Source organism: Rathayibacter sp. VKM Ac-2856, from assembly GCF_013205055.1.
In the GTDB taxonomy this organism is placed as follows: domain Bacteria; phylum Actinomycetota; class Actinomycetes; order Actinomycetales; family Microbacteriaceae; genus Rathayibacter.
Genome location: NZ_JABMLF010000001.1, coordinates 1,080,086 through 1,103,588, shown reverse-complemented (window position 1 = coordinate 1,103,588; position 23,503 = coordinate 1,080,086). Strand labels below are relative to the sequence as shown.

The following is a 23,503-nucleotide window of genomic DNA, read 5'->3' as shown; positions in this document are numbered from 1 at the left end:
GCCCGCTCAGCGCAGCAGCTCGGCCGCTCCCGCCCGCAGGGCGTCGAGGCGGGCGGCGACAGCCCCGCGCCGGGCGTCGCCGTCCGCCTCGTGCGACCACGCGTCGAGGTAGAGCTTGACCTTGGGCTCGGTGCCGCTCGGCCGGGCGATCAGGCGGGCCCCGTCGAGGGTGAACCGCAGCGCGTCCGTCGGCGGGAGCGCTCCGTCCGCCGCGAGCAGGTCCTCCGTGCGCTGCACGGGCAGACCGCCGATCGCGGTGGGCGGGGTGCTGCGCAGCCCCGCCATGATGCGGCCGATCTCCGAGAGGTCGGTCACCCGCAGCGAGATCTGCTCCGAGCCGAAGAGGCCGAAGCGCTCGGCGAACGCGTCGAGCTCGTCGGCGATCGTGCGGCCCTCGGCCGCGAGCGACGAGGCGAGGTCGAGGAAGGCGAGCGCCGCCGAGATCCCGTCCTTGTCGCGGACCGTCTCCGGGTTCACCAGGTAGCCGAGCGCCTCCTCGTAGCCGAAGACGAGGTCCGGGACCCGCGAGATCCACTTGAAGCCGGTCAGCGTCTCGGCGAAGTCCAGCCCGTAGTCGCGGGCGACCGCGCCCAGGGCGGGGGAGGAGACGATCGAGCAGGCCAGCGCGCCGCCCGTCCGTCCCGCGCTGCGGGCCCGCTCTGCCGCGCGCCAGCCGAGGAGGGCGCCCACCTCGTTGCCGGAGAGACGGCGGAAGCCCTCCTCGAGCGACGCGTCCGGGATCGCCGCGGCGAAGCGGTCCGCGTCGGGATCGTTGGCGACGATGAGCTGGGCGCGTCCCGAGCGCGCCGTCGCGAAGGCCAGATCGAGGGCACCTGCCTCCTCCGGGTTCGGGAACGCGACGGTCGGGAACGCGGGGTCCGGGTCGATCTGCTCGACGACGACCGCGGGCTCGTCGAAGTCCGCGCCCGAGAGCACCCGGTGCGCCGTCTCCCAGCCCACCCCGTGCATCGCCGTGTAGACGACGCGCAATGGGGCCGACTGCCGGCCGACGGCGGCCGTGGCGGCGATGTACGCGTCGACGACGGACTCGTCGGCGATGCGGTGCTCGCCGCGCGGCAGCTCGGTGACGCGGCGCGAGGTCGCGACGGCGAGGATCCGCTCGGCGATCGCGGAGTCGACCGGCGGCACGATCTGCGAGCCGTCGTCGTCGCCGCCGAGGTAGACCTTGTAGCCGTTGTCCTGCGGCGGGTTGTGGCTCGCGGTCACCATCACTCCGGCGTCCGCGCCGAGGTGGCGCACCGCGAAGGCGAGCACCGGGGTCGGCAGCAGCCGGGGGAGCAGCACGGCATCGGCGCCGGCCCCCGCCATCAGCGCGGCGGAGTCCTCGGCGAAGACGCGCGAGTTCCGCCGGCCGTCGTAGCCGATGACGATCAGCGGGCGCTCCAGGCCCTGCGCGAGCAGGTGCTCGGCGAGGCCGACGGCCGCCTGCGAGACGAGGACGCGGTTCATCCGGTTCGAGCCGGCCGCGATGGCACCGCGCAGCCCGGCCGTGCCGAAGGCGAGGCGCTCGCGGAAGCGGTCCTCCAGCTCGGCCGCGGCGGCGGGGTCGCCGGCCGCGTCGGCGGTGAGCAGATCGACGAGCTCCTGCCGGGTCTCCGGGTCCGGGTCCTGGGCGAGCCAGTCCTCGGCGCGGGCGCGGACGTCCGCCGTCACAGCGCGCCCGTGATCCCGGTGAGCAGGCGCGCGAGGTCGTCCTCGGCGTTCCGGCCGGCCTCGAGGACCTCCTCGTGGCTCAGCGGCGTCTTCTGGATGCCGGCCGCGAGGTTCGTGATCAGCGACATGCCGAGCACCTCCATGCCCGCCTCGCGCGCGGCGATCGCCTCGAGCGCGGTCGACATGCCGACGATGTGGCCGCCGATGATGCGCGCCATCTGCACCTCGGCCGGGCTCTCGTAGTGCGGGCCGCGGAACTGCACGTAGACGCCCTCGTCGAGGTCCTCGCGGGTCTTGCGGGCGAGTGCGCGCAGCCGGGCGGAGTAGAGGTCGGTGAGGTCGATGAAGGTCGCGCCCTCGAGCGGGGAGTCGGCGGTGAGGTTGATGTGGTCGCTGATCAGCACGGGGGTGCCGGGCGTCCAGTGCTCCTTGATGCCGCCCGCGCCGTTGGTGAGGATCATCACCGAGGCGCCCGTCGCCGCGGCGACCCGGACGCTGTGCGCGACCCGGCGCACGCCGTGGCCCTCGTAGTAGTGGGTGCGGGCGCCGATGATGAGCGCGCGCTTCCCGGTGGGCAGCAGCACCGAGCGGAGGCTGCCGCCGTGGCCGTGGACGGCCGACTTCGTGAAGCCGACGATGTCGGTCGCCGGGACCACGGCGGTCGTCTCGCCGATCGCGTCGGCGGCCTTGCCCCAGCCGCTGCCGAGGGTGAGGGCGATGTCGTGCCTCTCCACCCCGGTCGCCTCGGCGATCTGCGTGGCGGCCTCTGCGGCGATCGCGAAGGGATCGGCGTCGGCGGAGTCGAGCGGATTGGGGGTCTGGTCAGCCATTCCCCCACCTTATCCACGCCGCGCGCGGGCGCGGGTGCCGCCCGCGGCCCCTCCCGGGCCGCCGTCGATTGGGCGAACTCCCAGCGCGGGAGGACAATGGGAGGCATGCCTTACGAGTTCGAGCGCACGCAGCGGATCGCCGTCCTCGGAGGGGGACCCGGCGGGTACGAGGCCGCCATCGCGGGAGCCCAGCTGGGCGCCGAGGTCACCCTCGTCGAGCGGGTCGGAGTGGGCGGCTCGGCCGTCATCACCGACGTCGTGCCGTCGAAGTCGCTCATCGCGACCGCCGAGGCCACCAACGCGATCGGCGAGGCCGCCGACCTGGGCGTGCAGTTCTTCACCCGCTCGGAGCAGACCAACAAGCCTGTCCGCCCCGAGGTCGCCGTCAACCTCGCGACGGTCAACAAGCGCCTCCTCGGGCTCGCCCGCCAGCAGTCGGAGGACATGCGCGCGAACCTCGTGCACCACGGCGTCCGCATCGTGCAGGGCGACGGCCGCCTCGACGGCTCGAACGCCCTCATCGTCGCCACCGCCCCCGGCAACGAGGGCATGGACTTCGATCGCATCGAGGCCGACACGATCGTCGTCTCGGTCGGCGCGAGCCCGCGCATCCTGCCCTCCGCCGCCCCCGACGGCGAGCGGATCATGAGCTGGACCCAGCTCTACAACATGAAGACCGTCCCGGAGCACCTGATCGTCGTCGGCTCCGGCGTCACCGGTGCCGAGTTCGCCTCCGCCTACCGCGCCCTCGGCGCGCGGGTCACCCTGATCTCCTCGCGCGACCAGGTCCTCCCCGGCGAGGACGCCGACGCCGCCGCCGTGATCGAGAACGTCTTCAAGCGCAACGGCATGGTCGTCCTGTCCAAGTCGCGCGCCGACCGGGTCGAGCGCACCGAGACCGGCGTGCGCGCCGTGCTCTCCGACGGCCGCGTGGTCGAGGGCTCGCACTGCCTGATGGCGGTCGGCTCGATCCCGAACACCGCCGGCATCGGCCTCGAGGAGGCGGGCGTCCAGCTCACCGAGTCGGGCCACATCCGCGTCAACCGCGTCGCTCGCACCAGCGTCCCCTCCATCTACGCGGCCGGCGACTGCACGACCTTCCTGCCGCTCGCCTCCGTCGCCGCGATGCAGGGCCGCACGGGCGTCTTCCACGCCATGGGCGACGCCGTGAACCCGACCGAGGTGCGCAACGTCGCCGCCAACATCTTCACCCAGCCCGAGATCGCGACCGTCGGCTGGAGCCAGAAGGAGATCGAGGAGGGCCTCGCCCAGGGCGAGATCTACAAGCTCCCCCTCGCCGCGAACCCGCGCGCGAAGATGATGGGCATCCGCGACGGCTTCGTGAAGGTCTTCGCCCGCACCGGCTCCGGCACCGTCATCGGCGGCGTCATCGTCGCCCCGAAGGCGAGCGAGCTCATCTTCCCCCTCGCCCTCGCCGTCGAGCACCGCCTCACCGTCGACCAGGTCGCCCGCGCCTTCACCGTCTACCCGAGCCTCACCGGCTCCATCTCCGAGGCGGCGCGCGCCATGCACATCGTCAGCTGAAAGCTGACGATGTGCGGTGCTCGGTTCTGAGCCGCTCCCTGCGCGGCTCAGCGCGGTCGGCTTCGCGACGTGGTGCGTTCCGCAGAGCGTCTCGCGTCGCGCTGCCGTGAAACGCTGGCACGCGTTTCCCGGTCGCGGCGCTCTGCGCGCGGCCGGGCGTCCAGCTGGGCGCCCCGGCCATGCTGATCGAGTAGCGGGCGGAGCGCGCGTATCGAGATCCGTACGCAGCATCGGCTGGGAGGCGGGGTCAGCGCTGATGGGCGATGAGGGTCGCTCCTGGCTGATGTTGTGGCGATCGTGTCGGCCGGGGTGGTCTCGATACGCCGCTGTGCGGCTACTCGACCAGCATGAGCCGGGGCGCCCCAGCCATGCTGATCGAGTAGCGGGCGGAGCGCGCGTATCGAGATCCGCGCGCAGCATCGGCTGGCAGGCGGGGTCAGCGCTGGTGGGGCGATGAGAGTCGATCCTGGCTGATGTTGTGGCGATCGTGTCTGCCGGGGTGGTCTCGATACGCCGCTGTGCGGCTACTCGACCAGCATGGTCGGGACGCCGGCGCGGTCTGCGCGGGGGAGAAGGGTGGGAACCACCGCCCCGCTGGAGAGACAGATAGGGGCGCTCACCCCCATGTTGATCGAGTAGCGCGCGGGGCGCGCGTATCGAGATCCGCACAGCATCGGCTGGCAGGCGGGGTCAGCGCTGATGAGCGATGAGAGTCGATCCTGGCTGATGTTGCGGCGCTCGTGTCTGCCGGGGTGGGTCTCGATACGCCGCTGCGCGGCTACTCGACCGGCATGATCCGGGGGCGCCCCGTCCATGTTGATCGAGTAGCGCGCGGAGCGCGCGTATCGAGATCCGGCGCGCGCAGACGTCCGGCGCGGGACCGGCGCGGGGTCAGCCCTCGATGGAGAGCAGGAGGTGGCCGGAGGAGACGGTGCTGCCGGGCTCCGCGTTGAGGCCGCGGACGACGCCGTCCTTGTGGGCGGTGAGGGGCTGCTCCATCTTCATCGCCTCGAGGACGACGACGAGGTCGCCGGTGACGACCGTGTCGCCCTCGGCGACGGCGACCTTGACGATGGTGGCCTGCATCGGCGCGGTGACGGAGTCGCCGGTGACGGTGCTGACCGAGCCGGCGCCGCGGCGCTTGGGGGCCGCTGCGGCGGGGCCGCGCGAGCCTCCGGAGCCGACGAGGTCGCCCGGGAGGGTCACCTCGACGCGGCGGCCGTCGACCTCGACGACGACGCTCTGGCGGGCGGCCGGCCCGTCGACGGCGCCGGGCTCGCCGCTCCACGCCTCGATGGTGTTGTCGAACTCGGTCTCGATCCAGCGCGTGTAGATCGAGAAGGGCGCGTCGCCGGCGGGGGCGAACGCGGGGTCGTCGACGATCGCGCGGTGGAACGGCAGCACGGTCGGCAGGCCGGTCACCTCGAACTCGGCGAGGGCGCGGCGCGAGCGCTCCAGCGCCTCGGCGCGGGTGGCGCCGGTGACGATCAGCTTGGCCAGCAGCGAGTCGAACGAGCCGGAGATCACGTCGCCGGCGACGACGCCGGAGTCGACGCGGACGCCCGGACCGCCGGGCGCCTTGAAGACGTGCACGGGGCCGGGGGCGGGCAGGAAGCCGCGACCCGCGTCCTCGCCGTTGATGCGGAACTCGAAGGAGTGGCCGCGCGGCTGCGGGTCCTCGTAGTCGAGCAGGCCGCCCTCGGCGAGCCGGAACTGCTCGCGGACGAGGTCGATGCCGGTGACCTCCTCGGACACGGGGTGCTCGACCTGCAGGCGCGTGTTCACCTCGAGGAAGGAGACGGTGCCGTCCTTGCCGATCAGGAACTCGCAGGTGCCGGCGCCGACGTAGCCGACCTCGCGCAGGATCGCCTTCGACGCCCGGTAGAGCTCGGTGTTCTGCTCGTCGGTGAGGAACGGCGCGGGCGCCTCCTCGACCAGCTTCTGGTGCCGGCGCTGCAGCGAGCAGTCGCGGGTGGAGACGACGACGACGTTGCCGGCCGAGTCGGCCAGGCACTGGGTCTCCACGTGGCGCGGCTGGTCGAGGTACTTCTCGACGAAGCACTCGCCGCGGCCGAACGCGGCGACGGCCTCGCGGGTGGCGGAGGCGAACATCTCCTCGACCTCGTCGCGCTCGCGGGCGACCTTGAGGCCGCGACCGCCGCCGCCGAACGCGGCCTTGATCGCGACGGGGAGTCCGTGCTGGTCGACGAACTCGAGCACCTCGGCGGCGCCGGAGACGGGGTTCAGGGTGCCGGGGGCGAGGGGAGCGCCCACCTTCTCGGCCACGTGGCGGGCCGAGACCTTGTCTCCGAGGCGCTCGATGGCCTCGGGCGACGGGCCGATCCAGACCAGTCCGGCGTCGATGACGGCGCGGGCGAAGTCGGCGTTCTCGGCGAGGAAGCCGTAGCCGGGGTGCACGGCGTCGGCGCCGGAGCGGCGGGCGACGGAGAGCAGCTTCTCGATGACGAGGTAGGTCTCGGCGCTGGTGGTGCCGCCGAGCGCGTAGGCCTCGTCGGCGAGGCGGCTGTGCACCGCATCGCGGTCCTGGTCGGCGTAGACGGCGACGGAGGCGATGCCGCTGTCGCGGGCGGCCCGGACGACGCGGACGGCGATCTCGCCTCGGTTGGCGATGAGCACCTTCGTGATACCTGGCATGGTCCCCAACCCTAGAGGTCGGCCCGCGGATGCCCGGCGCGGCTCACCACAAAGAAGAGCGAGCGCTTCGTCGGTTCCGCACAAGCGCCCCGCGCGGGCTCAGCGGTTCCAGAGCGACGGCCAGGCGACCCCGAGCTCGCGCACGAGCGAGCGCAGGGTCGGCAGCGACATCCCGATCACGGTGGAGGGGTCGCCCTCGATCGCCGTGATGAAGCCGGCGCCGCGGCCGTCGATGGTGAACGCGCCGGCCACCTCGAGCGGCTCGCCGGTCGCGACGTACGCGTCGATCTCGTCGTCCTCGATGTCGGCGGCGAAGGTGACGGCGGCGGAGGTGACCGCGCCGACCTCGGCGACGATCCGCCCGCCGCGGTGGTCGATCAGCCAGTGGCCGGAGTGCAGGCGCCCGGTGCGGCCGCGCTGCGCCCGCCAGCGCTCCCGGGCGCGCTCGGGCTCGTGCGGCTTGCCGTGCACGACGCCGTCGAGCACGAAGGCGGAGTCGCCGCCGAGCACGAGTCCGTCGAGGTGCGGTCCGAGCACGGCGGTCGCCTTCGCCCGGGCGAGCAGCGCCACGGTGGCGTCGGCGTCCAGCGCCGCCCCGCGCTCCTGCTCGGCCCGTGCGACGGCGGCGGGCTCGTCGACCTCGGAGGGGACGACCACGGGCTCGATCCCGGCGGCGCGCAGCAGCGCCAGGCGGGCGGGGGAGGTGGAGGCGAGGTGGAGGCGCACGGGGGCTCCCTGCGATCGGGCCCACGCTGTGGGATGCTCGACGGATGGCACAGACCCCGCCCCGCACGTCCGAACGAGCCGCGGGGACCGACGGAGCACTCGGCACCGAGGTCGAGCTCGAGATTAGCAACGTCGCCCACGGCGGCGTCTTCGTCGCCCGGCACGAGGGCCGCGTCGTCTTCGTCCCCGACGTGCTCCCCGGCGAGCGGGTGCGCGTGCGCATCAGCGAGGTCCGCCACGACAGCTTCTGGCGGGGCGAGGCGCTCGAGGTCCTCGAGGCGTCGCCGCACCGCGTCGAGCACGTCTGGGCGCAGGCGGGCATCGACCGCCGGCCCGAGGAGCGCGTCGGCGGCGCCGAGTTCGGCCACGCCGCGCTCGAGTACCAGCGCGAGCTGAAGCGCGCCGTGCTGGTCGACTCCTTCTCCCGCTTCGCCCGGCGCGAGGTCGACGTCGTCGTCGCGCCCGTCGCCGGCGACGACGAGTCGGGCGGCCTGGGCTGGCGCACCCGCAACCGCCTGCACGTGGACGACTCCGGCCGCGTCGGCCCCTACGCCGCCCGCAGCCACCACGTCGTCGACGTCGACGCCCTCCCGCTGGCGACCGCCGCCTCCTCGGCCGCCGCCCCGCTCGATCAGCGCCTCGCCCCCGGCTCGGTCGTCGACCTGGTCGACGCCGCCGGCTCGGAGGGCGCCGCCGTGCTCGTGCACGACCCGTCCGACAAGCGCGCCAGGAGGGACCGCACGGTCGTCTCCGAGTTCGTCGCCGACCGCACCTTCCGCGTCGACCGCTCCGGCTTCTGGCAGGTGCACCGCGGAGCCGCGGCGACCCTCTTCGACGCGGTGCAGACCGCCGTCGACCCCGCGATCGCCGACGTCCGCGCCGCCAACCACGACCTCTACGGCGGAGTGGGCCTGCTCGCCGCGGCGCTCGCCGACCACCTCGGCGCCGGCGTCCGCGTCACGAGCGTCGAGAGCGACTCCCGCGCCACCGAGCACGCCCTGGAGAACCTCGCCGACCAGGTCGGCGCGCGCGCGGTGACCGCCCGGGTCGACCGCTACCTCCGCGACGCCCTCGCCCAGGCCGACGCCCGCGAGCGCGCGCGCTGGCGGGCCGCGACCGTCGTCCTCGATCCGCCGCGCGCGGGAGCCGGACGCGCCGTCACAGACGCCCTGATCGAGCTCGCGCCCGCCCAGCTGGTCTACGTCGCCTGCGACCCGGTCGCGCTCGCCCGCGACGTCGGCGCCCTCTCGGCCGGCGGCTACGAGCTCGAGCGGCTCGACGGGTTCGACCTCTTCCCGCACACCTCGCACGTGGAGGCCGTCGCCCGCCTCGTCCGACGCGCCGACTGAGCCCGCCGCGTCGCTAGCATGAGCCCGATGGAGACCACCGATGATCGCTGAGTCCGCCGGTGCGCCGAGGGTGCGCGTCGCCATCGTCGACGACCACGAGTCGGTCCGGCTCGGCGTCGCGGCCGCCATCGAGAGCGCGGGCATGCAGGTGGTCGCCGCGGCCGAGACGGTGCGGGGGCTCGAGGAGGTGCTCGGGGGCACCGAGATCGAGGTCCTCGTGCTCGACCTCTCCCTGAACGACGGCTCGAGCATCACCGCGAACGTGAAGTGGGGCCAGGTGCGCGGCTCGGCCGTCCTCGTCCACAGCATCGCCGACCGGGTCGTGGCGGTGCGGGAGGCGCTCGCCGCCGGCGCCGCGGGCGTGATCCCGAAGTCCTCGCCGATGTCCACCGTGATCGCCGCGATCCTCACGGTCGCCCGCGGCGAGGTGCTGAACAACCTCGAGTGGGCCTCGGCGATCGACGCCGACGACGACTTCGCCCGCGCCGTGCTCGGCCGGCGCGAGCGCGACGTCCTGCACCTCTACGCCTCCGGCCTCCCGCTCAAGCTCGTCGCCGACCGGCTGCAGATCTCGGTCTCCACGGCCAAGGAGTATCTCGACCGCATCCGCGACAAGTACGTCGAGATCGGGCGGCCCGCGCCGACGAAGGTCGACCTCCTGCGCCGCGCCGTCGAGGACGGCATCCTCCCGGGCATCGATCCGGACGACGGCGATGCCGGCCGCTGAGGTCGTCCCCGCGCGCGCGACGGCGAACCGCGAGCGCATTGACCGGATCATCAGCACGGTGGTCTCCTTCTTCGGCTTCGGCTTCGCGCTGCAGACCGTCCCGCCGATCCTCGATCAGCTGCCGGTCCTGCGTCCCGAGGTCGCCTGGCCCGTCCTGATCGTCGTCTTCGGCTCGCTCGCCGGCTCGGTGATCACCGCCGTCGTCCGCCGCGGGACGCAGGTCAGCGGGGCCCTGGTGGCCCTCTCGCTCCTGCTCGCCCTGCTCACCTGGCCGCTCACGATCCGCGCCGACGCGGTCGCCCAGGAGACTCCGTGGATCTGGTACCTGCTGACGATCGGCACGGCCTTCTGCACGATCGTCGCTCCGCTGCGGCTCGCGATCGCCTACGCCTGCGTCACCACGCTCCTGTTCGGCGTCCTCCGCGTGCTGCCCTCGGGCGGCGGAGCGTCGCCGACCCGTGCGGCCCTCGACGCCGTCTACGTCGGCATCGTCGGCTTCGTCATGCTCGTGCTGATCACCGTCCTCCGCCAGTCCGCGGACCGGGTCGATCGCGCCCAGCGCACGGCGATGGAGCAGTACGAGGCGGCGATGCGCCAGCACGCCGGCGAGCTCGAGCGGGTGGAGGTGGACGCCCTCGTCCACGACAACGTGCTCGCGACGCTGCTCGCCGCCGCGACGGCCGAGACGGAGGCCGAGCGCGCGCTCGTCTCCTCGATGGCGCGGAAGACCCTCTCGGTTCTGCTGCCGGACGAGGAGTCCGATCTGGACGTGGGCGAGGTGCCGCTGGAGCTCCTCGAGCGCCAGCTGACCCATGCGGCCTCGACGTTCTTCGCCGACTTCGAGGTCGTCCTCGACGAGTCGGCGGATCCCCGGACCACCACGATGCCGCGTCCGGTGGCTGAGGCAGTGCTCGGCGCCGTCTGGCAGGCGCTGACCAACAGCGTCCAGCACGCGGGCCCCCGCGGCACCGTCGAGCGCTCGGTCCGCGGGCGCATCTCCGCCTGCTCCGTCGACGTCGTGGTGGAGGACGACGGCCGCGGCTTCCTCCTCGCCGACGTGCCCCGCGAGCGGCTCGGCATCCGCCTCTCGATCCTCGACCGCGTGGAGCAGGTGCAGGGCTCGGCCCGCATCGACACCGAGCCCGGCCGCGGCACCCGCGTCCTCCTGCACTGGCCGACCGGAGGGAGCCGCCCGTGATCGCCTACCCGCGTCCGCTGCTCTACGCCCTCGGCGGCGGCTTCTCGCTCTACCACGTCGTCCTCGCCTTCTTCTCCTACCGCCTGACGCCCCCGACGCCGGCCGACCTCATCGCCGTCACCCTCTACATCGGCGCCACCGTGATCGCCCTCCTGCCGAGCTCGGCCACGCGGATGGACCCGGTCGTCGCCGCGGTGATGGCGGGAGTGGCCGTGGCGCTGCCGCTGCTGGTGTCGCCCTCGCTCGACCCCGACGCCTCGAACGGCTACTCCACCTGGTACATCGCGGCGGTCGGCACCCTGATGACCATCGTCTGCGCCCGGCGCCGGCCGCTGGCGGCGTGGGCCGGGATGGCCTTCCTGATCGTGCACACGATCGTCTGGGCGGGCCCCGTCGCCCTGGCGACCCTCGGCGTCGTCGGCGGCATCGCGTGGGTGGCCATCGCCCAGCTGCTGATCATCGAGCTCGGCCGCGCCGGCTCCGAGGCGCGCGTGCTCGAGGCGGCCGAGCGCGCCGCGGCGTCGTGGCGGGCGGCGGAAGAGGCGCACCTCTCCGAGCGCGAGGTCCGCCTCGAGCAGACCCGTGCCATCGCCTCCGAGATGCTGCTGCGCATCGCGACCGGTCCCCGCGGGCTCACCGACGAGGAGCGCCGCGAGTGCGCGCTGCTGGAGGCCTCCGTCCGCGACGAGATCCGGGGGAGGCGGCTGCTCGACGCGGACGTCCGCCGGCTCGTGCTCGACGCGCGGCGCCGCGGCGTGACGGTGTCCGTGCTCGACGACGGCGGTCTGGACCGGACCTCGGAGCAGGAGAGCAGGCGCGTCCTGCGCGAGCTCGCCGATGCGCTGAGCGGGATCGGCGAGGGCGTCGACCGGGTCGTCGTCCGCACCGCGTCCGCCGACTCCCCGTCCGCGGTCACGGTCGTGGGCCTGCGGACCGACGGCGACGGCAGCGCGGGCGCGCTCGGCTCGGACGACGCGGGCGACGAGGTCGACGCGTGGGTCGAGATCCGCCGCGACGAGCGGGGCGACCGCGAGGACTGAGCGGTCGCGGCGCAGCGGTACCGACGAAGCGGCACCGGCGGGTCGGGACCGACGAACCCGACGGCCATCCGACGGACACACCGGTTGAAAGAGTGCGGCGGGCTGTCCACTCCTCCGAAGAGGGGGCCCAGCCCGCCGTCAAACCCCGAGTGAGGGTGACAACCCGAATGTCACCCTCACTCGCCCCCAAAACACCCGCCTACTTACCCTGGTCGGCGAGTGATTGGCGGTGCCCCCTCCGAGGAGTGAACACCTAACACGGATAATCATGCCCAGGACTGCGAGGGCCAGGTAGTCGGCACTTTAGGGGACTAATCGGGGTACAAAATCGATGATCCGCGCCGCTCGGCGTCCCGGAGGGTCCTCGGCGGCGCCGGAGCGCCCGCCCGCAGCCCTCAGCCGGAGAAGGAGCGCCAGGCGCCGGGCGCCGGTCGCAGCGGCGATCGGACCGCCGCGGCGCGGTCGCTCCAGCCGCCGCTCGGGACGACGGGCACCTCGGCGACCGGGTGCGACTGCGCGGCGAGCGCGGTCACGACGGCGGTCACGGCGGCGATCTCGCGGGCGTCCAGACCGGGGGTCGTGATGACGACCGAGGGAGAGGCCGGGGCGGAGGGGGCGGAGTCGGCTGCGCTCATCCCGCGACGGTACCGCATGCCGTTCACGGTCCCGCGTCCGCGCACGTGGTTATGCTGACGCCGGACGCCGCCGGAGCGACGCCCGTCCCGTCCGAACAGGAGTGTCCCCGCATGCCGTCGTGGTCCCCGAGTCACGGCCGCGCCACCGCCCGCCGCATCGCCGTGGCGGTGCGCTCCTCGCCCGCCGCGTTCGCCACGACCCTGGTCGTCCTGCTCGCCAGCGCGGCCGCCGGCACCCTCACCGGCCCGGCGAGCGAGGCGACCGAGGCGTGGTGGGCGGCGGGCGCCGGCACCATCCTCGACGGGCGCCCCTGGGCCGCCGTGACCGGCCTGCTGATCGCCTCCGGGCCCGCGGCGCTCCTGCTCGCCGTCCTGCTGCTGCTGCCGCTGCTGATCGCCGCGGAGCACCGGCTCGGGTCGCGCCGCCTCGTCGTCGCCTTCCTCGTCACCGGGGCGCTCGGCACGGGCATCGGCGCGGTCCTCCAGAGCGTCGGCGCCGCGGCGGGCGAGTGGTGGACCGGCGACACCGTCGGCGACCACACCTTCGACCCGCTGATCGGCGGCGTCGGCGCGCTGCTGGCCGCGACCGCCTTCATGGGCGGGCTCTGGCGGCGCCGCCTGCGGGTGACCGTCTTCGCGGTCGTGCTGATGTTCGTCCTCTACGCGGGGGACTCCGCCGACGTCTACCGCCTCCTCGCGGGCGCTGCCGGCCTCGCCGTCGGCGCCGTGATGGCGCACGGGACGAGCGGACTGCGACCGCGCCGCCCGGCTCCGAGCTCGCACCGGGAGTCGCGCGCGCTGCTCGCGGCCGTCGTCGCCGTCACCGCCATCGGCCCGCTCGTGGCGGTGCTCTCCGACTCGGGCTACGGGCCGTTCTCGTTCCTCGGACGGCTGCTGCAGAGCGCCTTCACCGGTGCCGCCGATCTCGAGGACCCCTGCGGCGCCACCGTGCGCCACTGCGCGCACCACGTGCGGCTGAACCTCATCTCGCCCGGGCCGATCCTGCTCACCTTCGTCCCGATGATCCTGCTCCTCGTCGCCGCCTACGGCCTGCGCTCCGGGCGCCGGCTCGGGCTGCTGCTCGCCATCGGCGTCAACGCGGCCATCGCGATCCTCGACATCGTCCTGCTGCAGCGCGCCGCCCGGCACCCCGACTTCCAGTACTACGCGGAGTACCTGCTCTGGCTCGCCACCACCGTGATCGTCCCGGTCGGGGTGATCGTCCTGCTCGCGGTCAGCAGCAGGCACTTCCGGATCCGCGCGCCGCGGGCGTCCGCGCGCCGCTGGTCGTTCGTCGTGGCGATCGGGTTCGTCGCGTCGCTCGGCGGCTATCTCGCGCTCTCCGCCTCGACCCGCACCAGCTTCGAGCCGGTGCTCGGGATCGGCCGGCTCCTGCTCGACGGACTGCTGCGCTTCGTGCCGTCCGGCTTCCTCGGTGGGCACGGCCTGCTCGCGGTGCCGCGCGAGCCGCTCGCCCGGCTCGGCTTCGAGTGGGTCGGGCCGGTGTTCTGGCTCCTCGTGGTGGTGGCCGTCGTCGCCCTCCTCCGGGCGACCGACGTGCAGGGCGTGCGCGGCGACGAGGCGGTCTACCGCTCGCTGCTGGTGCGCCACGGCGCCGGCAGCCTCGGCCACCAGGGCACCTGGCAGGGCAACGAGCACTGGATCGCCCCCGACGGCGAGGGCGGGGTCGCCTACCGCGTCGTGGGCGGGGTCGCCATCACGCTCTCGGACCCGGCCTGCGCGCCCGAGCAGCGCGCCGAGGTCGTGGCCGGCTTCGTCGCGTTCTGCGACGAGCGCAGCTGGACGCCGGTCTTCTACAGCGTGCACGACGAGCTGCTGCCGGTCTTCGACGGGCTGGGCTGGTCGCGGATCTCGGTGGGCGAGGAGACGATCATCGAGCTCGGCGGCTTCGAGCTGACGGGCAAGCGCTGGCAGAAGGTGCGCTACCCGCTGACCCGGGCGATCAAGCTGGGCATCGAGCCGGTCTGGACGACCTGGCCGGAGCTGTCTCTGGGGATGGCCAGCCAGATCGTCGACCTGTCGGAGAAGTGGGTCTCCGAGAAGGCGCTGCCCGAGATGGGCTTCACCCTCGGCGGCATCGACGAGGCCCGCGACGCCGATGTCGCCCTGCTGCTCGCGGTCGGCCCCGACGGGGTGCTGCAGGGGGTCACCAGCTGGCTGCCCGTGCACCGCGACGGCCGCATCGTCGGCTGGACGCTCGACTTCATGCGCCGCTCGGACGACGCGATGCCCGGGATCATGGAGTTCCTGATCGCCTCCGCCGCCCTCCGCGCGCAGGAGCAGGGCGCGGAGTTCGTCTCGCTGTCCGGGGCGCCGCTCGCGACGGCGCCGGTGCCGGAGGGGCAGGAGCCGCCCGAGCCGACCGCGCTCTCGGGTCTGCTCGAGTTCCTGGCGCGGACGCTCGAGCCGGCCTACGGCTTCACGTCGCTGTTCCGCTTCAAGGCCAAGTTCCACCCGCGCTACGCGGGACTGTGGATGGCCTACCCGGACGCGCTGCAGCTGCCGCGGATCGGCGCTGCGATCGGCCGCGCCTACCTGCCGGACGTGTCCCCGCGCGAGGCCCTCGCCTTCGCCCGGGCCCTCGGCGCGCGCTCCGAGGAGAAGGCGCCGGCCGCGGACAAGCCCGCCGCGGAGAAGCCGGCCGCCGAGAAGCCGGGCGCGGAGAAGCCGTCGGCACCCGCGAAGGCGCCGACGGCCGGCTGACCGCGATTCAGAGCGGGATGTTGCCGTGCTTCTTGGCCGGCAGGTTCGCGCGCTTGGTCCGCAGCGCGCGCAGCGCCTTGATCACCGACACCCGGGTCGCCGACGGCTCGATGACGCCGTCCAGCTCGCCGCGCTCGGCGGCGAGGAACGGGCTCGCGACGTTGTAGGTGTACTCGTTCGCGAGGCGGGTGCGGACGGCGGCGACGTCCTCGCCGGCCTCCTCCGCCTTCCGGATCTCGTTGCGGTAGAGGATGTTGACCGCGCCCTGGCCGCCCATGACCGCGATCTCGGCCGTCGGCCAGGCGAGGTTGATGTCGGCGCCGAGCTGCTTGGAGCCCATCACGATGTACGCGCCGCCGTAGGCCTTCCGCAGGATGACGGTGACCAGCGGGACGGTCGCCTCCGCGTAGGCGTAGAGCAGCTTCGCGCCGCGGCGGATGACGCCGGTCCACTCCTGGTCGGTGCCCGGCAGGTAGCCGGGGACGTCGACGAGGGTGAGGATCGGCAGCGAGAACGCGTCGCAGAAGCGGACGAAGCGCGAGGCCTTCTCGCCCGCCTCGATGTTCAGGGTGCCCGCCATCGCGCTGGGCTGGTTGGCGATGATGCCCACCGAGCGGCCCTCGACCCGGCCGAAGCCGATCACGATGTTGGGCGCGAAGAGGGGCTGCACCTCGAGGAAGTCGCCCTCGTCGACGATGTGCTCGATCACGGCGCGCATGTCGTACGGCTGGTTCGGGCTGTCGGGGATGACGGTGTCGAGGAAGCGGTCCGAGTCGGTGGTCTCGAGGTCGACCTCGTTGTCGAACACCGGGGCGGGGGAGAGGTTGTTGTCCGGGAGGAAGGAGAGCAGGGTGCGCGCGTAGTCGAGCGCGTCGTTCTCGTCGCTCGCGAGGTAGTGCGAGACGCCGGAGATCTTGTTGTGCGTCAGGGCGCCGCCGAGCTCCTCCATGCCGACGTCCTCGCCGGTCACGGTCTTGATCACGTCGGGGCCGGTGACGAACATCTGGCTGGTCTTGTCGACCATGATCACGAAGTCGGTGAGGGCGGGGGAGTAGACCGCGCCGCCGGCCGCCGGGCCGCAGATGATCGAGATCTGCGGGATGACGCCGCTGGCCGCGGTGTTGCGGCGGAAGATCTCGCCGTACTTGCCGAGGGCGACGACGCCCTCCTGGATCCGCGCTCCGCCGGAGTCGAGGATGCCGATGATGGGGACACCGGTCTTCAGCGCCAGATCCATCACCTTGATGATCTTCTCGCCGGCGACCTCGCCGAGCGAGCCGCCGAAGATCGTGAAGTCCTGCGAGTACACGGCGACCTGGCGGCCGTGGATGGTGCCGGTGCCGGTCACGACGGCGTCGCCGTAGGGGCGCTTCTTCTCCATGCCGAAGGCGTGGGTGCGGTGGCGGACGAACTCGTCCAGCTCGACGAACGAGCCCGGGTCGAGGAGGGTGTCGATCCGCTCGCGGGCGGTCATCTTGCCCTTGGCGTGCTGCTTCTCGATCGCGGCCTCGCCGCTGGCGGTGACCGCCTCGTGGTAGCGGGCCTTCAGGTCCGCGATCTTCCCCGCGGTCGTGTAGAGATCGGGCGCGGGACGTTCGATGTTCGCGGTCACCCGCCCACCTTATCGGCGCGGATGGACCCCTCCGTTGTCGCAGGCGCACAGGGAGCGGGCGCTCCGGTGGGAGGGTCCGCACAAGCGGCGGGGTGCGCGTCCGGCTCGGGGGCTTCTCGCGGGGGCCCCCCGGTAGCGTGGCCGCATGCAGCTCCCGCTCTCCCGCTCCGTGTCGCCGCAGGTCCTCTGGCTCGAGAGCGCGGGATCGACGAACGACGAGCTCCGCGACCGCGCGACGGCCGAGCCCGGTGCCTGGCCGCACCTCTCTGTCGTGGCGACCGACGACCAGCGCGCGGGCCGGGGCCGCCTCGGCCGCGTCTGGCAGGCGCCCGCCGGGCGGACCCTCGCGGCCTCCACGCTCGTGGACGCGGCGCCGCTGCCGGCCGCCGCGGTCGGCTGGCTGCCGCTGCTCGCCGGCGCGGCCCTCGCCCGGGCGCTCGCTCCGCTCGTCGCGAGCGCCGTCGAGGTCAAGTGGCCCAACGACGTCCTGCTCGACGGGCGGAAGACGGCGGGGATCCTCGCCGAGCGCCTCCCCGACGGCCGGGTGATCGTCGGCACCGGCGTCAACCTCCTCCTGAGCGAGGAGGAGCTGCCCGTTCCCACGGCGACCTCCCTCGCGCTCGCCGGCGCGACGACGACGGGCGCTGATGCGGTGCTGGCCGGCTTCCTCACCGAGTTCGCGGCGCTGCTCGTCCCGCTCCTCGCCCTCGGCGACGCCGAGGACTCCGGCACCGCCGCCGTCGTGCGCGCGCACTGCGGCACGCTCGGCCGCCCGGTCCGGGTCGAGCTGCCCGACGGCTCCGTCGAGGAGGGCACCGCGGTCGCGCTGGACGCCGACGGCTCGCTCGTGCTCGAGCGGGACGGCGTCCGGCGCTCGTTCTCGGCGGGCGACGTCACCCACCTGCGCCAGTGATCGGCGGCGGGCGGGGCGGCGCAGTAGTGGAGGACCGCGAGCTCGCCCGGCTCACGCCGCGCGCCCGCCGCGCCGTCGCCCCGGTGGCCGGCTTCCTCCTGCTCACCTGGGCGGGCTTCTACTTCGCGGCGCAGTTCGAGCTGGAGCTGCAGCGCTGGATCATCGCCCTCGGCACCGCGGTGCTCGTGCTCCTGCTCTGCGTGCCCGGCATCGCGGCCTGGGCCAGCATCCGCTACCGGATCACGCGGCGCGGGCTGCACGCCCGTCGCGGGGTCCTGTCGGTGCGCCGCGCGGACCTCGACTTCGACCGGCGGATGACGGTCGCCGTCTCGCGCAGTCTCGGCCAGCGCATCGCCCGCTGCGGCGATGTGCGGATCGCGCAGGACGGCGCGGAGCTGTTCGTGCTCCGCGACGTCGAGGACCCGGACCTCGTCGCCGACCTCCTGCGCGACGCGATCGCGGCGGCGCCGCTGCCGGAGTGGCCCGCGCCCGAGCCGCTCTGAGCGCGCATCCCGCCGAGGCGCCCCGTCCGCGCGACGCGGCCCCGCCCCGTCCGCGCCCCTCGGTACCATGGAGCCGCCCCGCGCCTGCGGGCGGAACCAGGAGGATCGCCATGCGCGTCGGTGTGATCGGTGGCGGCCAGCTCGCCCGGATGATGATCCCCGCGGCGGTCGAGCTCGGCGTCGAGATCGCGGTGCTGGCCGAGAGCGAGGGCGCCTCGGCGTCGCTCGCCGCGACCCGCGTCGGCGACTACCGCGACGAGGAGACGGTGCTCGGGTTCGCCCGCACGGTCGACGTCGTCACCTTCGACCACGAGCACGTGCCCCAGGCGATCCTGCGCCGGCTCGTCGCGGAGGGCGTGCCCGTGCACCCGGGCCCCGACGCGCTGCTCTACGCGCAGGACAAGCTGATGATGCGCCGGCGCCTCACCGAGCTCGGCGTGCCCGTGCCCGAGTGGGCCGCGGTCTCCTCCGCCGAGGAGCTCGCCGCGTTCCTCGACGATCACGGCGGCCGCGCGGTGGTCAAGACCGCGCGCGGCGGCTACGACGGCAAGGGCGTCCGCGTCGTCCGCGGTGCGCACGAGGCCGACGACTGGTTCGCGGCGCTCGCCGAGGACGGCCGCGGCGGCGCGCTGCTCGTCGAGGAGCTGGTCGGCTTCCGGCGCGAGCTGGCGCAGCTCGTGGCCCGCCGCCCCTCGGGGCGGAGCATGCTCTGGCCGCTGGTCGAGTCGATCCAGCGCGACGGGGTCTGCGCCGAGGTGCTCGCCCCCGCCCCCGCCTCCGCGGGCCGCCTCGCGGACGCGGCCGCCGACATCGCCGAGACGATCGCCGAGAGCCTCGGCGTCACCGGCGTGCTCGCCGTCGAGCTGTTCGAGACGACGGACGACCGCCTGCTGGTCAACGAGCTGGCGATGCGCCCGCACAACAGCGGGCACTGGACGATGGACGGCTCCACCACCTCGCAGTTCGAGCAGCACCTGCGCGCGGTGCTCGATCTGCCCCTCGGTGCGACCGGCTGCCGCGACCCGTGGACCGTGATGGTGAACGTCCTGGGCGGTCCGGTGGGGGAGTCGCTGACCGACCGCTACCCGCGCGTCCTCGCCGAGCACCCCGCGGTGAAGGTGCACAACTACGGCAAGGAGCCTCGCCCGGGCCGCAAGGTCGGGCACGTGAACGCGGTCGGCGACGAGCTCGAGCTCGTGGTCTACGAGGCGCGTGCCGCGGCCGCCGTTCTCACGGACTGACACGTACCATGGTGGCCGTGACCCGCCACACGACCCCCGCCGCCCCCGCCGGAACCGCCCTGTGAGCGCCGACGCGCTCGTGAACGGGCCGTCCCCGCTCGTCGGCGTCGTGATGGGCTCGGACTCCGACTGGTCGGTGATGCAGGCCGCCTCGACGACCCTCGCCGAGTTCGGCGTGGCCCACGAGGTCCGCGTGGTGTCGGCCCACCGCACCCCGCAGGCGATGATCGACTACGGCCGCGGAGCCCGGGCCAGGGGCCTGCGCGTCGTGATCGCCGGTGCCGGCGGAGCCGCTCACCTGCCCGGGATGCTGGCCGCGGTCACCTCCCTCCCCGTCGTCGGCGTGCCGGTGCCCCTCGCGCGCCTCGACGGCCTCGACTCCCTGCTCTCGATCGTGCAGATGCCGGCCGGCGTCCCCGTCGCGACCGTCTCCATCGGCGGCGCCCGCAACGCGGGACTGCTCGCGGTGAAGATGCTGGCCATCGGCGACGACGCGCTGTCCGAGCGCCTCGACGCCTTCGCCGCCGATCTCGAGGCGCAGGTCGCCGCCAAGAACGCGGCGCTGGTGGCCGGCCTGTGACGGCGATGACGCTGCCGCTGCGGCACCCGGACGTGCGCTCGAGCACGTTCATGACCCGCCGTGCCTGGTGGCTGCTGATCGGCAACCTGCTCGTGCCCGGCTCGGCGCAGGTGCTCGCGGGCAACCGCCGCCTCGGCCGTCTCGGTCTCGGGTTCACCCTCGGGCTCTGGATCGCGCTGCTGGTCGCCGTGATCCTCTACTTCGTCTTCCCGACCGGGCTCTACACGCTCGCGACGTTCGACCTCTCGATGCTCGCCCTGCAGGCGGCGCTGGTCGTCTACGGCGTGGTCTGGCTGGTGCTCACCCTCGACACGCTCCGGCTCATCCGGCTGGTGCGGGCGCGACCGCGGATGCGGGCCGTGCTCGCCTTCGCGACGATCGCGCTGATGGCGGTCTCGGTCGGCTCCACCGCCTACGGGACCTACCTCATCGGGATCACCCGCGGCACGCTGTCCTCGATCTTCGGCGGCGGCGCGATGGAGCAGCCGATCGACGGCCGCTACAACATCATGCTGCTGGGCGGCGACGCCGGCGAGGACCGCGACGGCCTGCGCCCGGACAGCATCTCGGTGGTCAGCATCGACGCGTCGACCGGTGCCGCGACCACGATCGGCGTCTCGCGGGAGTTCGTGAACATCCCGTTCCCCGAGGACAGCCCGATGCACGAGCTCTACCCCGACGGCTACACGACGACCAACTGCGCGGTCGACGTCTGCAAGCTCAACTCGATCTACACCGAGGTCGAGCTGAAGCACCCCGAGCTCTACCCGGACGCGGTCGCCGAGGGCAGCGAGCCCGGCATCGAGGCGACCCGCGACGCGGTCGAGGGCATGCTCGGCCTGCCGATCCAGTACTACGCGCTGATCGACATGGAGGGCTTCGCCCAGCTGATCGACTCGCTCGGCGGCATCGACATCGACTACCAGGGCACCGAGCCGCTCCCGCTCGGCGGCCTGCCGGACTCCGACGGCGTGATGCAGGGCGTCAACCAGTGGATCGATCCCGGGCCCTGGCACTTCAACGGCGAGCAGGCGCTCGCCTACGCCCGCTCGCGCTACACGACGAGCGACTACGACCGGATGGCGCGCCAGCGCCAGGTGCAGACGGCGCTCCTCGAGCAGTTCGAGCCGGCGAACGTGCTGTCGAAGTTCCAGGACGTCGCCGCGGCGGGGTCGCAGGTCATCAAGACCGACGTGCCGCAGGGCATGCTCGGCTACTTCGTGCAGCTGGGTCTGAAGACGAAGTCGCAGCCGGTCGGCACCGTCGAGCTGATCCCGCCGACGGTCGACGTCGACCGCGACCCGGACTACGACGTCGTCCGCTCCCTCGTCCACGACGGCCTCTTCCCGGACGACACCGCCCAGTAGCCGGCGCGGCATGCTGATCGATCAGCCCGCGCAGCGGGCGCATCGAGATCCACGCGCGTCGGTCTCGATACGCCCCTGCGGGGCTACTCGACCAGCATGCTCGCGGGACTCATGCTGATCGAGTAGCCCGCGCAGCGGGCGTATCGAGATCCCGCCTGCCGAGGCTCAGAGGTCGGCGTGCAGGGCCCAGACGCGCTCGGCGGAGTCGCGCCAGCTGTAGGCGCGGGAGCGGTCGCGGCCGGCGACCGACAGGCGCTCGCGCAGCGCGGTGTCCGAGAGCACGCTGCTCATCGCGAGGGCGAGCCGCTCCGGGTAGTGCTTCGCGTCACCGCGCTCGACGGCCACGCCCGCGTCGGCCGCGACCTCGAGCAGCGCCGGGTCGTCCGAGTGCACGACCGGCACCCCGAAGTGCATCGCCTCGAGGACCGGCAGGCCGAAGCCCTCGGCGATGCTCGGGTAGACGAAGAGGGTCGCCCGGCTGAGCACCAGCGCGAGATCGCCGTCGCTGAGGACGCCCAGTGCGCGCACGCGGTCCTCGCCGAGGCCCTGCTCGTCCGCGACGGAGGCGATGTCGAGCTCACCCCAGCCGGTCGGCCCGACGATCAGGAGCGGCACCTGCGGTGCCGAGGCCTCGCCGAAGGCGGCGATCAGCGAGACCAGGCCCTTCCGCGGCTCCAGCGTTCCCACGCTGAGGACGTACTCGTCCGGCAGCCCGAGGGCCGCCGCGCGCTCGTCCGCGTCGTCGGGCAGCACGAGGCCCGAGCCGACCGCCCCGCCGATGACGCGGATCCGGTCGCCGAAGTCGAGGACCTGCGAGAGCTGCTGGGCGACCGCGTGGGTCGGCACGACGACCGCGTCCGCGAACTTCTGCGCGCGCTTCGCCATCGCCCGGTGCCACTTGGCGCCGTGCGGGGTGAGGGTCTCGGGGTGCGTCCACGGCACCGTGTCGTGGATCGTGACGGCGATCTGCTCGCCCTCGCGGCCGTCGTGGCTGCGCAGCGGGGCGAAGAGGCTCGGGGCGTGCATCATGCCGCCGCCCGAGGGGATCGCGATGCCGTACTGCCAGGCGCGCGAGAGCTCGCGGCGGCCGAGGTGCAGCCGGTGCAGACCGGCCAGACCGGGCAGGCGCAGCCGCAGCTCCTCCTCCTTCTCCGGCGGGTGCGCCGAGAAGACGGCCTCGACGTCGCAGTCGCGCGGGGCGGTGCGGATGAGCTCGCGGGTGAGCTCCTCGGTGTAGCGGCCGATGCCGCCGGGGACGCGGGCGAGCATCTGGTCGACGACCACCCGGAGCGTCGTCGTCACGGCGTGACCGCCTCGAGCGGGGCGGCGGCCAGCGCGTCCTGCCAGGAGCGCATCGGCGCGAGGCCGGCGGCGGCCCAGGCGTCGTGGCCGAGCACGGAGTAGGCCGGCCGCGGAGCCGGGCGGACGAAGCTGCCGCTGTCGGTCGGGCGGATCCGCTCCGGGTCGAGCCCGGCCTTCTCGAAGACGGCGCGCGCGAAGCCGAACCAGGTCGTCTCGCCGGCGTTGGTGCCGTGGTAGACGCCGGCCGGGGCGCCGGAGTCGACGAGCTCGACCAGGCGGTCGGCGAGGTCGCCGGTCCAGGTCGGCTGGCCGCGCTGGTCGTCCACGACGGTGAGGGTGGGGTGGGCCGCGGCGAGGCGGACCATGGTCTTCGCGAAGTTGCCGCCGTGCGCCCCGTAGAGCCAGGCGGTGCGGACGACGTAGCCCCGTCCGGGGTTCGCAGCGAGGACGAGCTCCTCACCCTCCGCCTTCGTCCGGCCGTAGGCGGAGATCGGCCGGCGGGGGTGCGACTCGGCGTAGGGGCTCGTCGCCGAGCCGTCGAAGACGTAGTCGGTCGAGACCTGGACGATCGCGGCGCCGATCTCGGCGGTGGCGATCGCGAGGTTCTGCGCGCCGAGCGCATTGACGCGCCGGGCCGCCTCCTCGTCGCCCTCTGCGTCGTCGACGCGCGTGTACGCGGCGCAGTTGAGCACCGCGTCGTGGCCGGCGACGGCCGCGCGGACGGCGTCGAGATCGGTCACGTCGAGGTCGGCGCGGCCGAGCGCCGTGACGGCGCGATCGCCGAGGGAGGAGCGGAGGTCGGTGCCGAGCATGCCGGAGGCGCCCGTGAGGAGGAAGGTCACCCGATCATCATGCCGGAGGCCCCCGACGCCCGGACTCCGG

The 23,503-nt window shown here is 73.7% G+C and carries 19 protein-coding genes; 11 read left to right on the top strand and 8 right to left on the bottom strand.

Annotation, left to right across the window (positions count from 1 at the left end):
• Window positions 1–6: 6 nt before the first annotated feature.
• Both HQQ82_RS05065 and HQQ82_RS05060 read right to left on the bottom strand, forming a co-directional pair.
• Window positions 7–1,674, bottom strand: a complete 1,668-nt coding sequence (locus HQQ82_RS05065) for a phospho-sugar mutase (protein ID WP_173231932.1) — start codon at window positions 1,672–1,674, stop codon at window positions 7–9.
• Window positions 1,671–2,504: a purine-nucleoside phosphorylase gene (locus HQQ82_RS05060; protein ID WP_173231931.1), complete on the bottom strand. Its 834-nt coding sequence runs from the start codon at window positions 2,502–2,504 to the stop codon at window positions 1,671–1,673. Before HQQ82_RS05060 ends, HQQ82_RS05065 begins: the two co-directional genes overlap by 4 nt.
• Window positions 2,505–2,609: 105 nt before the next feature.
• On the opposite strand from HQQ82_RS05060, the gene HQQ82_RS05055 reads away from it, so the two are divergent.
• Window positions 2,610–4,049, top strand: coding sequence for an NAD(P)H-quinone dehydrogenase (locus HQQ82_RS05055; protein WP_173231930.1), 1,440 nt, complete (start codon window positions 2,610–2,612; stop codon window positions 4,047–4,049).
• Window positions 4,050–4,940: 891 nt separating this feature from the next.
• Here HQQ82_RS05055 and HQQ82_RS05050 read toward each other — a convergent pair.
• Together HQQ82_RS05050 and HQQ82_RS05045 are read right to left on the bottom strand one after the other, a co-directional pair.
• Complete coding sequence (locus tag HQQ82_RS05050) at window positions 4,941–6,704, bottom strand: biotin carboxylase N-terminal domain-containing protein (RefSeq protein WP_173231929.1); 1,764 nt, start codon at window positions 6,702–6,704, stop codon at window positions 4,941–4,943.
• Between the two features lie 99 nt (window positions 6,705–6,803).
• Entirely contained in the window at window positions 6,804–7,430 is a 627-nt protein-coding gene (locus HQQ82_RS05045; protein WP_173231928.1) for a Maf family nucleotide pyrophosphatase, read from the bottom strand.
• A 44-nt stretch (window positions 7,431–7,474) separates the two neighbouring features.
• Between HQQ82_RS05045 and HQQ82_RS05040 the strand changes: the two genes are divergently transcribed.
• From HQQ82_RS05040 to HQQ82_RS05025, 4 genes are read left to right on the top strand one after another with little or no spacing between them, the layout of a single operon-like run.
• Entirely contained in the window at window positions 7,475–8,779 is a 1,305-nt protein-coding gene (locus tag HQQ82_RS05040; RefSeq protein WP_173231927.1) for a class I SAM-dependent RNA methyltransferase, read from the top strand.
• Between the two features lie 40 nt (window positions 8,780–8,819).
• Window positions 8,820–9,506 (top strand): response regulator transcription factor, encoded by a 687-nt coding sequence (locus HQQ82_RS05035; protein ID WP_173231926.1) that lies wholly within the window; start codon window positions 8,820–8,822, stop codon window positions 9,504–9,506.
• Window positions 9,493–10,704 (top strand): sensor histidine kinase, encoded by a 1,212-nt coding sequence (locus tag HQQ82_RS05030; protein WP_173231925.1) that lies wholly within the window; start codon window positions 9,493–9,495, stop codon window positions 10,702–10,704. The genes HQQ82_RS05035 and HQQ82_RS05030 overlap by 14 nt, the downstream gene beginning before the upstream one ends.
• Window positions 10,701–11,744, top strand: coding sequence for a hypothetical protein (locus HQQ82_RS05025; RefSeq protein ID WP_173231924.1), 1,044 nt, complete (start codon window positions 10,701–10,703; stop codon window positions 11,742–11,744). The genes HQQ82_RS05030 and HQQ82_RS05025 overlap by 4 nt, the downstream gene beginning before the upstream one ends.
• Window positions 11,745–12,139: 395 nt before the next feature.
• Here HQQ82_RS05025 and HQQ82_RS05020 read toward each other — a convergent pair whose 3' ends face one another.
• Window positions 12,140–12,379, bottom strand: coding sequence for an acyl-CoA carboxylase subunit epsilon (locus HQQ82_RS05020; protein WP_173231923.1), 240 nt, complete (start codon window positions 12,377–12,379; stop codon window positions 12,140–12,142).
• Window positions 12,380–12,490: 111 nt separating this feature from the next.
• Here HQQ82_RS05020 and HQQ82_RS05015 point away from each other — a divergent pair, with 111 nt between their 5' ends.
• The gene (locus HQQ82_RS05015; RefSeq protein WP_173231922.1) at window positions 12,491–15,103 is read left to right on the top strand and encodes a bifunctional lysylphosphatidylglycerol flippase/synthetase MprF; all 2,613 of its coding nucleotides are present in this window, start codon (window positions 12,491–12,493) and stop codon (window positions 15,101–15,103) included.
• Window positions 15,104–15,110: 7 nt separating this feature from the next.
• On the opposite strand, the gene HQQ82_RS05010 is transcribed toward HQQ82_RS05015, so the two are convergent.
• Window positions 15,111–16,715, bottom strand: a complete 1,605-nt coding sequence (locus tag HQQ82_RS05010; RefSeq protein ID WP_367947821.1) for an acyl-CoA carboxylase subunit beta — start codon at window positions 16,713–16,715, stop codon at window positions 15,111–15,113.
• Between the two features lie 145 nt (window positions 16,716–16,860).
• Between HQQ82_RS05010 and HQQ82_RS05005 the strand changes: the two genes are divergently transcribed.
• The 5 genes from HQQ82_RS05005 (at window position 16,861) to HQQ82_RS04985 (ending at window position 21,319) form a co-directional block, all read left to right on the top strand.
• Entirely contained in the window at window positions 16,861–17,628 is a 768-nt protein-coding gene (locus tag HQQ82_RS05005) for a biotin--[acetyl-CoA-carboxylase] ligase (protein ID WP_173231921.1), read from the top strand.
• 26 nt (window positions 17,629–17,654) lie between these two features.
• The gene (locus HQQ82_RS19810) at window positions 17,655–18,131 is read left to right on the top strand and encodes a PH domain-containing protein (RefSeq protein WP_173231920.1); all 477 of its coding nucleotides are present in this window, start codon (window positions 17,655–17,657) and stop codon (window positions 18,129–18,131) included.
• Window positions 18,132–18,241: 110 nt separating this feature from the next.
• Window positions 18,242–19,372 (top strand): 5-(carboxyamino)imidazole ribonucleotide synthase, encoded by a 1,131-nt coding sequence (locus tag HQQ82_RS04995; RefSeq protein WP_173231919.1) that lies wholly within the window; start codon window positions 18,242–18,244, stop codon window positions 19,370–19,372.
• Between the two features lie 112 nt (window positions 19,373–19,484).
• A complete protein-coding gene (gene purE / locus HQQ82_RS04990; protein ID WP_173232343.1) occupies window positions 19,485–19,952 on the top strand; it encodes a 5-(carboxyamino)imidazole ribonucleotide mutase in 468 nt (155 codons plus the stop codon).
• Between the two features lie 5 nt (window positions 19,953–19,957).
• Window positions 19,958–21,319 (top strand): LCP family protein, encoded by a 1,362-nt coding sequence (locus HQQ82_RS04985; RefSeq protein WP_173231918.1) that lies wholly within the window; start codon window positions 19,958–19,960, stop codon window positions 21,317–21,319.
• A 165-nt stretch (window positions 21,320–21,484) separates the two neighbouring features.
• Here HQQ82_RS04985 and HQQ82_RS04980 read toward each other — a convergent pair whose 3' ends face one another.
• On the bottom strand, window positions 21,485–22,621 hold the full coding sequence (locus HQQ82_RS04980) for a glycosyltransferase family 4 protein (protein WP_367947819.1): 1,137 nt from the start codon (window positions 22,619–22,621) through the stop codon (window positions 21,485–21,487).
• Complete coding sequence (gene rfbD / locus HQQ82_RS04975; RefSeq protein WP_173231917.1) at window positions 22,618–23,463, bottom strand: dTDP-4-dehydrorhamnose reductase; 846 nt, start codon at window positions 23,461–23,463, stop codon at window positions 22,618–22,620. Before rfbD ends, HQQ82_RS04980 begins: the two co-directional genes overlap by 4 nt.
• Window positions 23,464–23,503: the final 40 nt, after the last annotated feature.

Coding starts and splice junctions, on each gene's coding strand:
- HQQ82_RS05035 (WP_173231926.1), top strand. CDS start 8,820: ATGATCGCTGAGTCCGCCGGTGCGCCGAGGGTGCGCGTCGCCATCGTC.
- HQQ82_RS05050 (WP_173231929.1), bottom strand. CDS start 6,704: ATGCCAGGTATCACGAAGGTGCTCATCGCCAACCGAGGCGAGATCGCC.
- HQQ82_RS05005 (WP_173231921.1), top strand. CDS start 16,861: ATGCAGCTCCCGCTCTCCCGCTCCGTGTCGCCGCAGGTCCTCTGGCTC.
- HQQ82_RS04985 (WP_173231918.1), top strand. CDS start 19,958: ATGACGCTGCCGCTGCGGCACCCGGACGTGCGCTCGAGCACGTTCATG.
- purE (WP_173232343.1), top strand. CDS start 19,485: ATGGGCTCGGACTCCGACTGGTCGGTGATGCAGGCCGCCTCGACGACC.
- HQQ82_RS05040 (WP_173231927.1), top strand. CDS start 7,475: ATGGCACAGACCCCGCCCCGCACGTCCGAACGAGCCGCGGGGACCGAC.
- HQQ82_RS05060 (WP_173231931.1), bottom strand. CDS start 2,504: ATGGCTGACCAGACCCCCAATCCGCTCGACTCCGCCGACGCCGATCCC.
- HQQ82_RS05030 (WP_173231925.1), top strand. CDS start 9,493: ATGCCGGCCGCTGAGGTCGTCCCCGCGCGCGCGACGGCGAACCGCGAG.
- HQQ82_RS05015 (WP_173231922.1), top strand. CDS start 12,491: ATGCCGTCGTGGTCCCCGAGTCACGGCCGCGCCACCGCCCGCCGCATC.
- HQQ82_RS05020 (WP_173231923.1), bottom strand. CDS start 12,379: ATGAGCGCAGCCGACTCCGCCCCCTCCGCCCCGGCCTCTCCCTCGGTC.
- HQQ82_RS05055 (WP_173231930.1), top strand. CDS start 2,610: ATGCCTTACGAGTTCGAGCGCACGCAGCGGATCGCCGTCCTCGGAGGG.
- HQQ82_RS04995 (WP_173231919.1), top strand. CDS start 18,242: ATGCGCGTCGGTGTGATCGGTGGCGGCCAGCTCGCCCGGATGATGATC.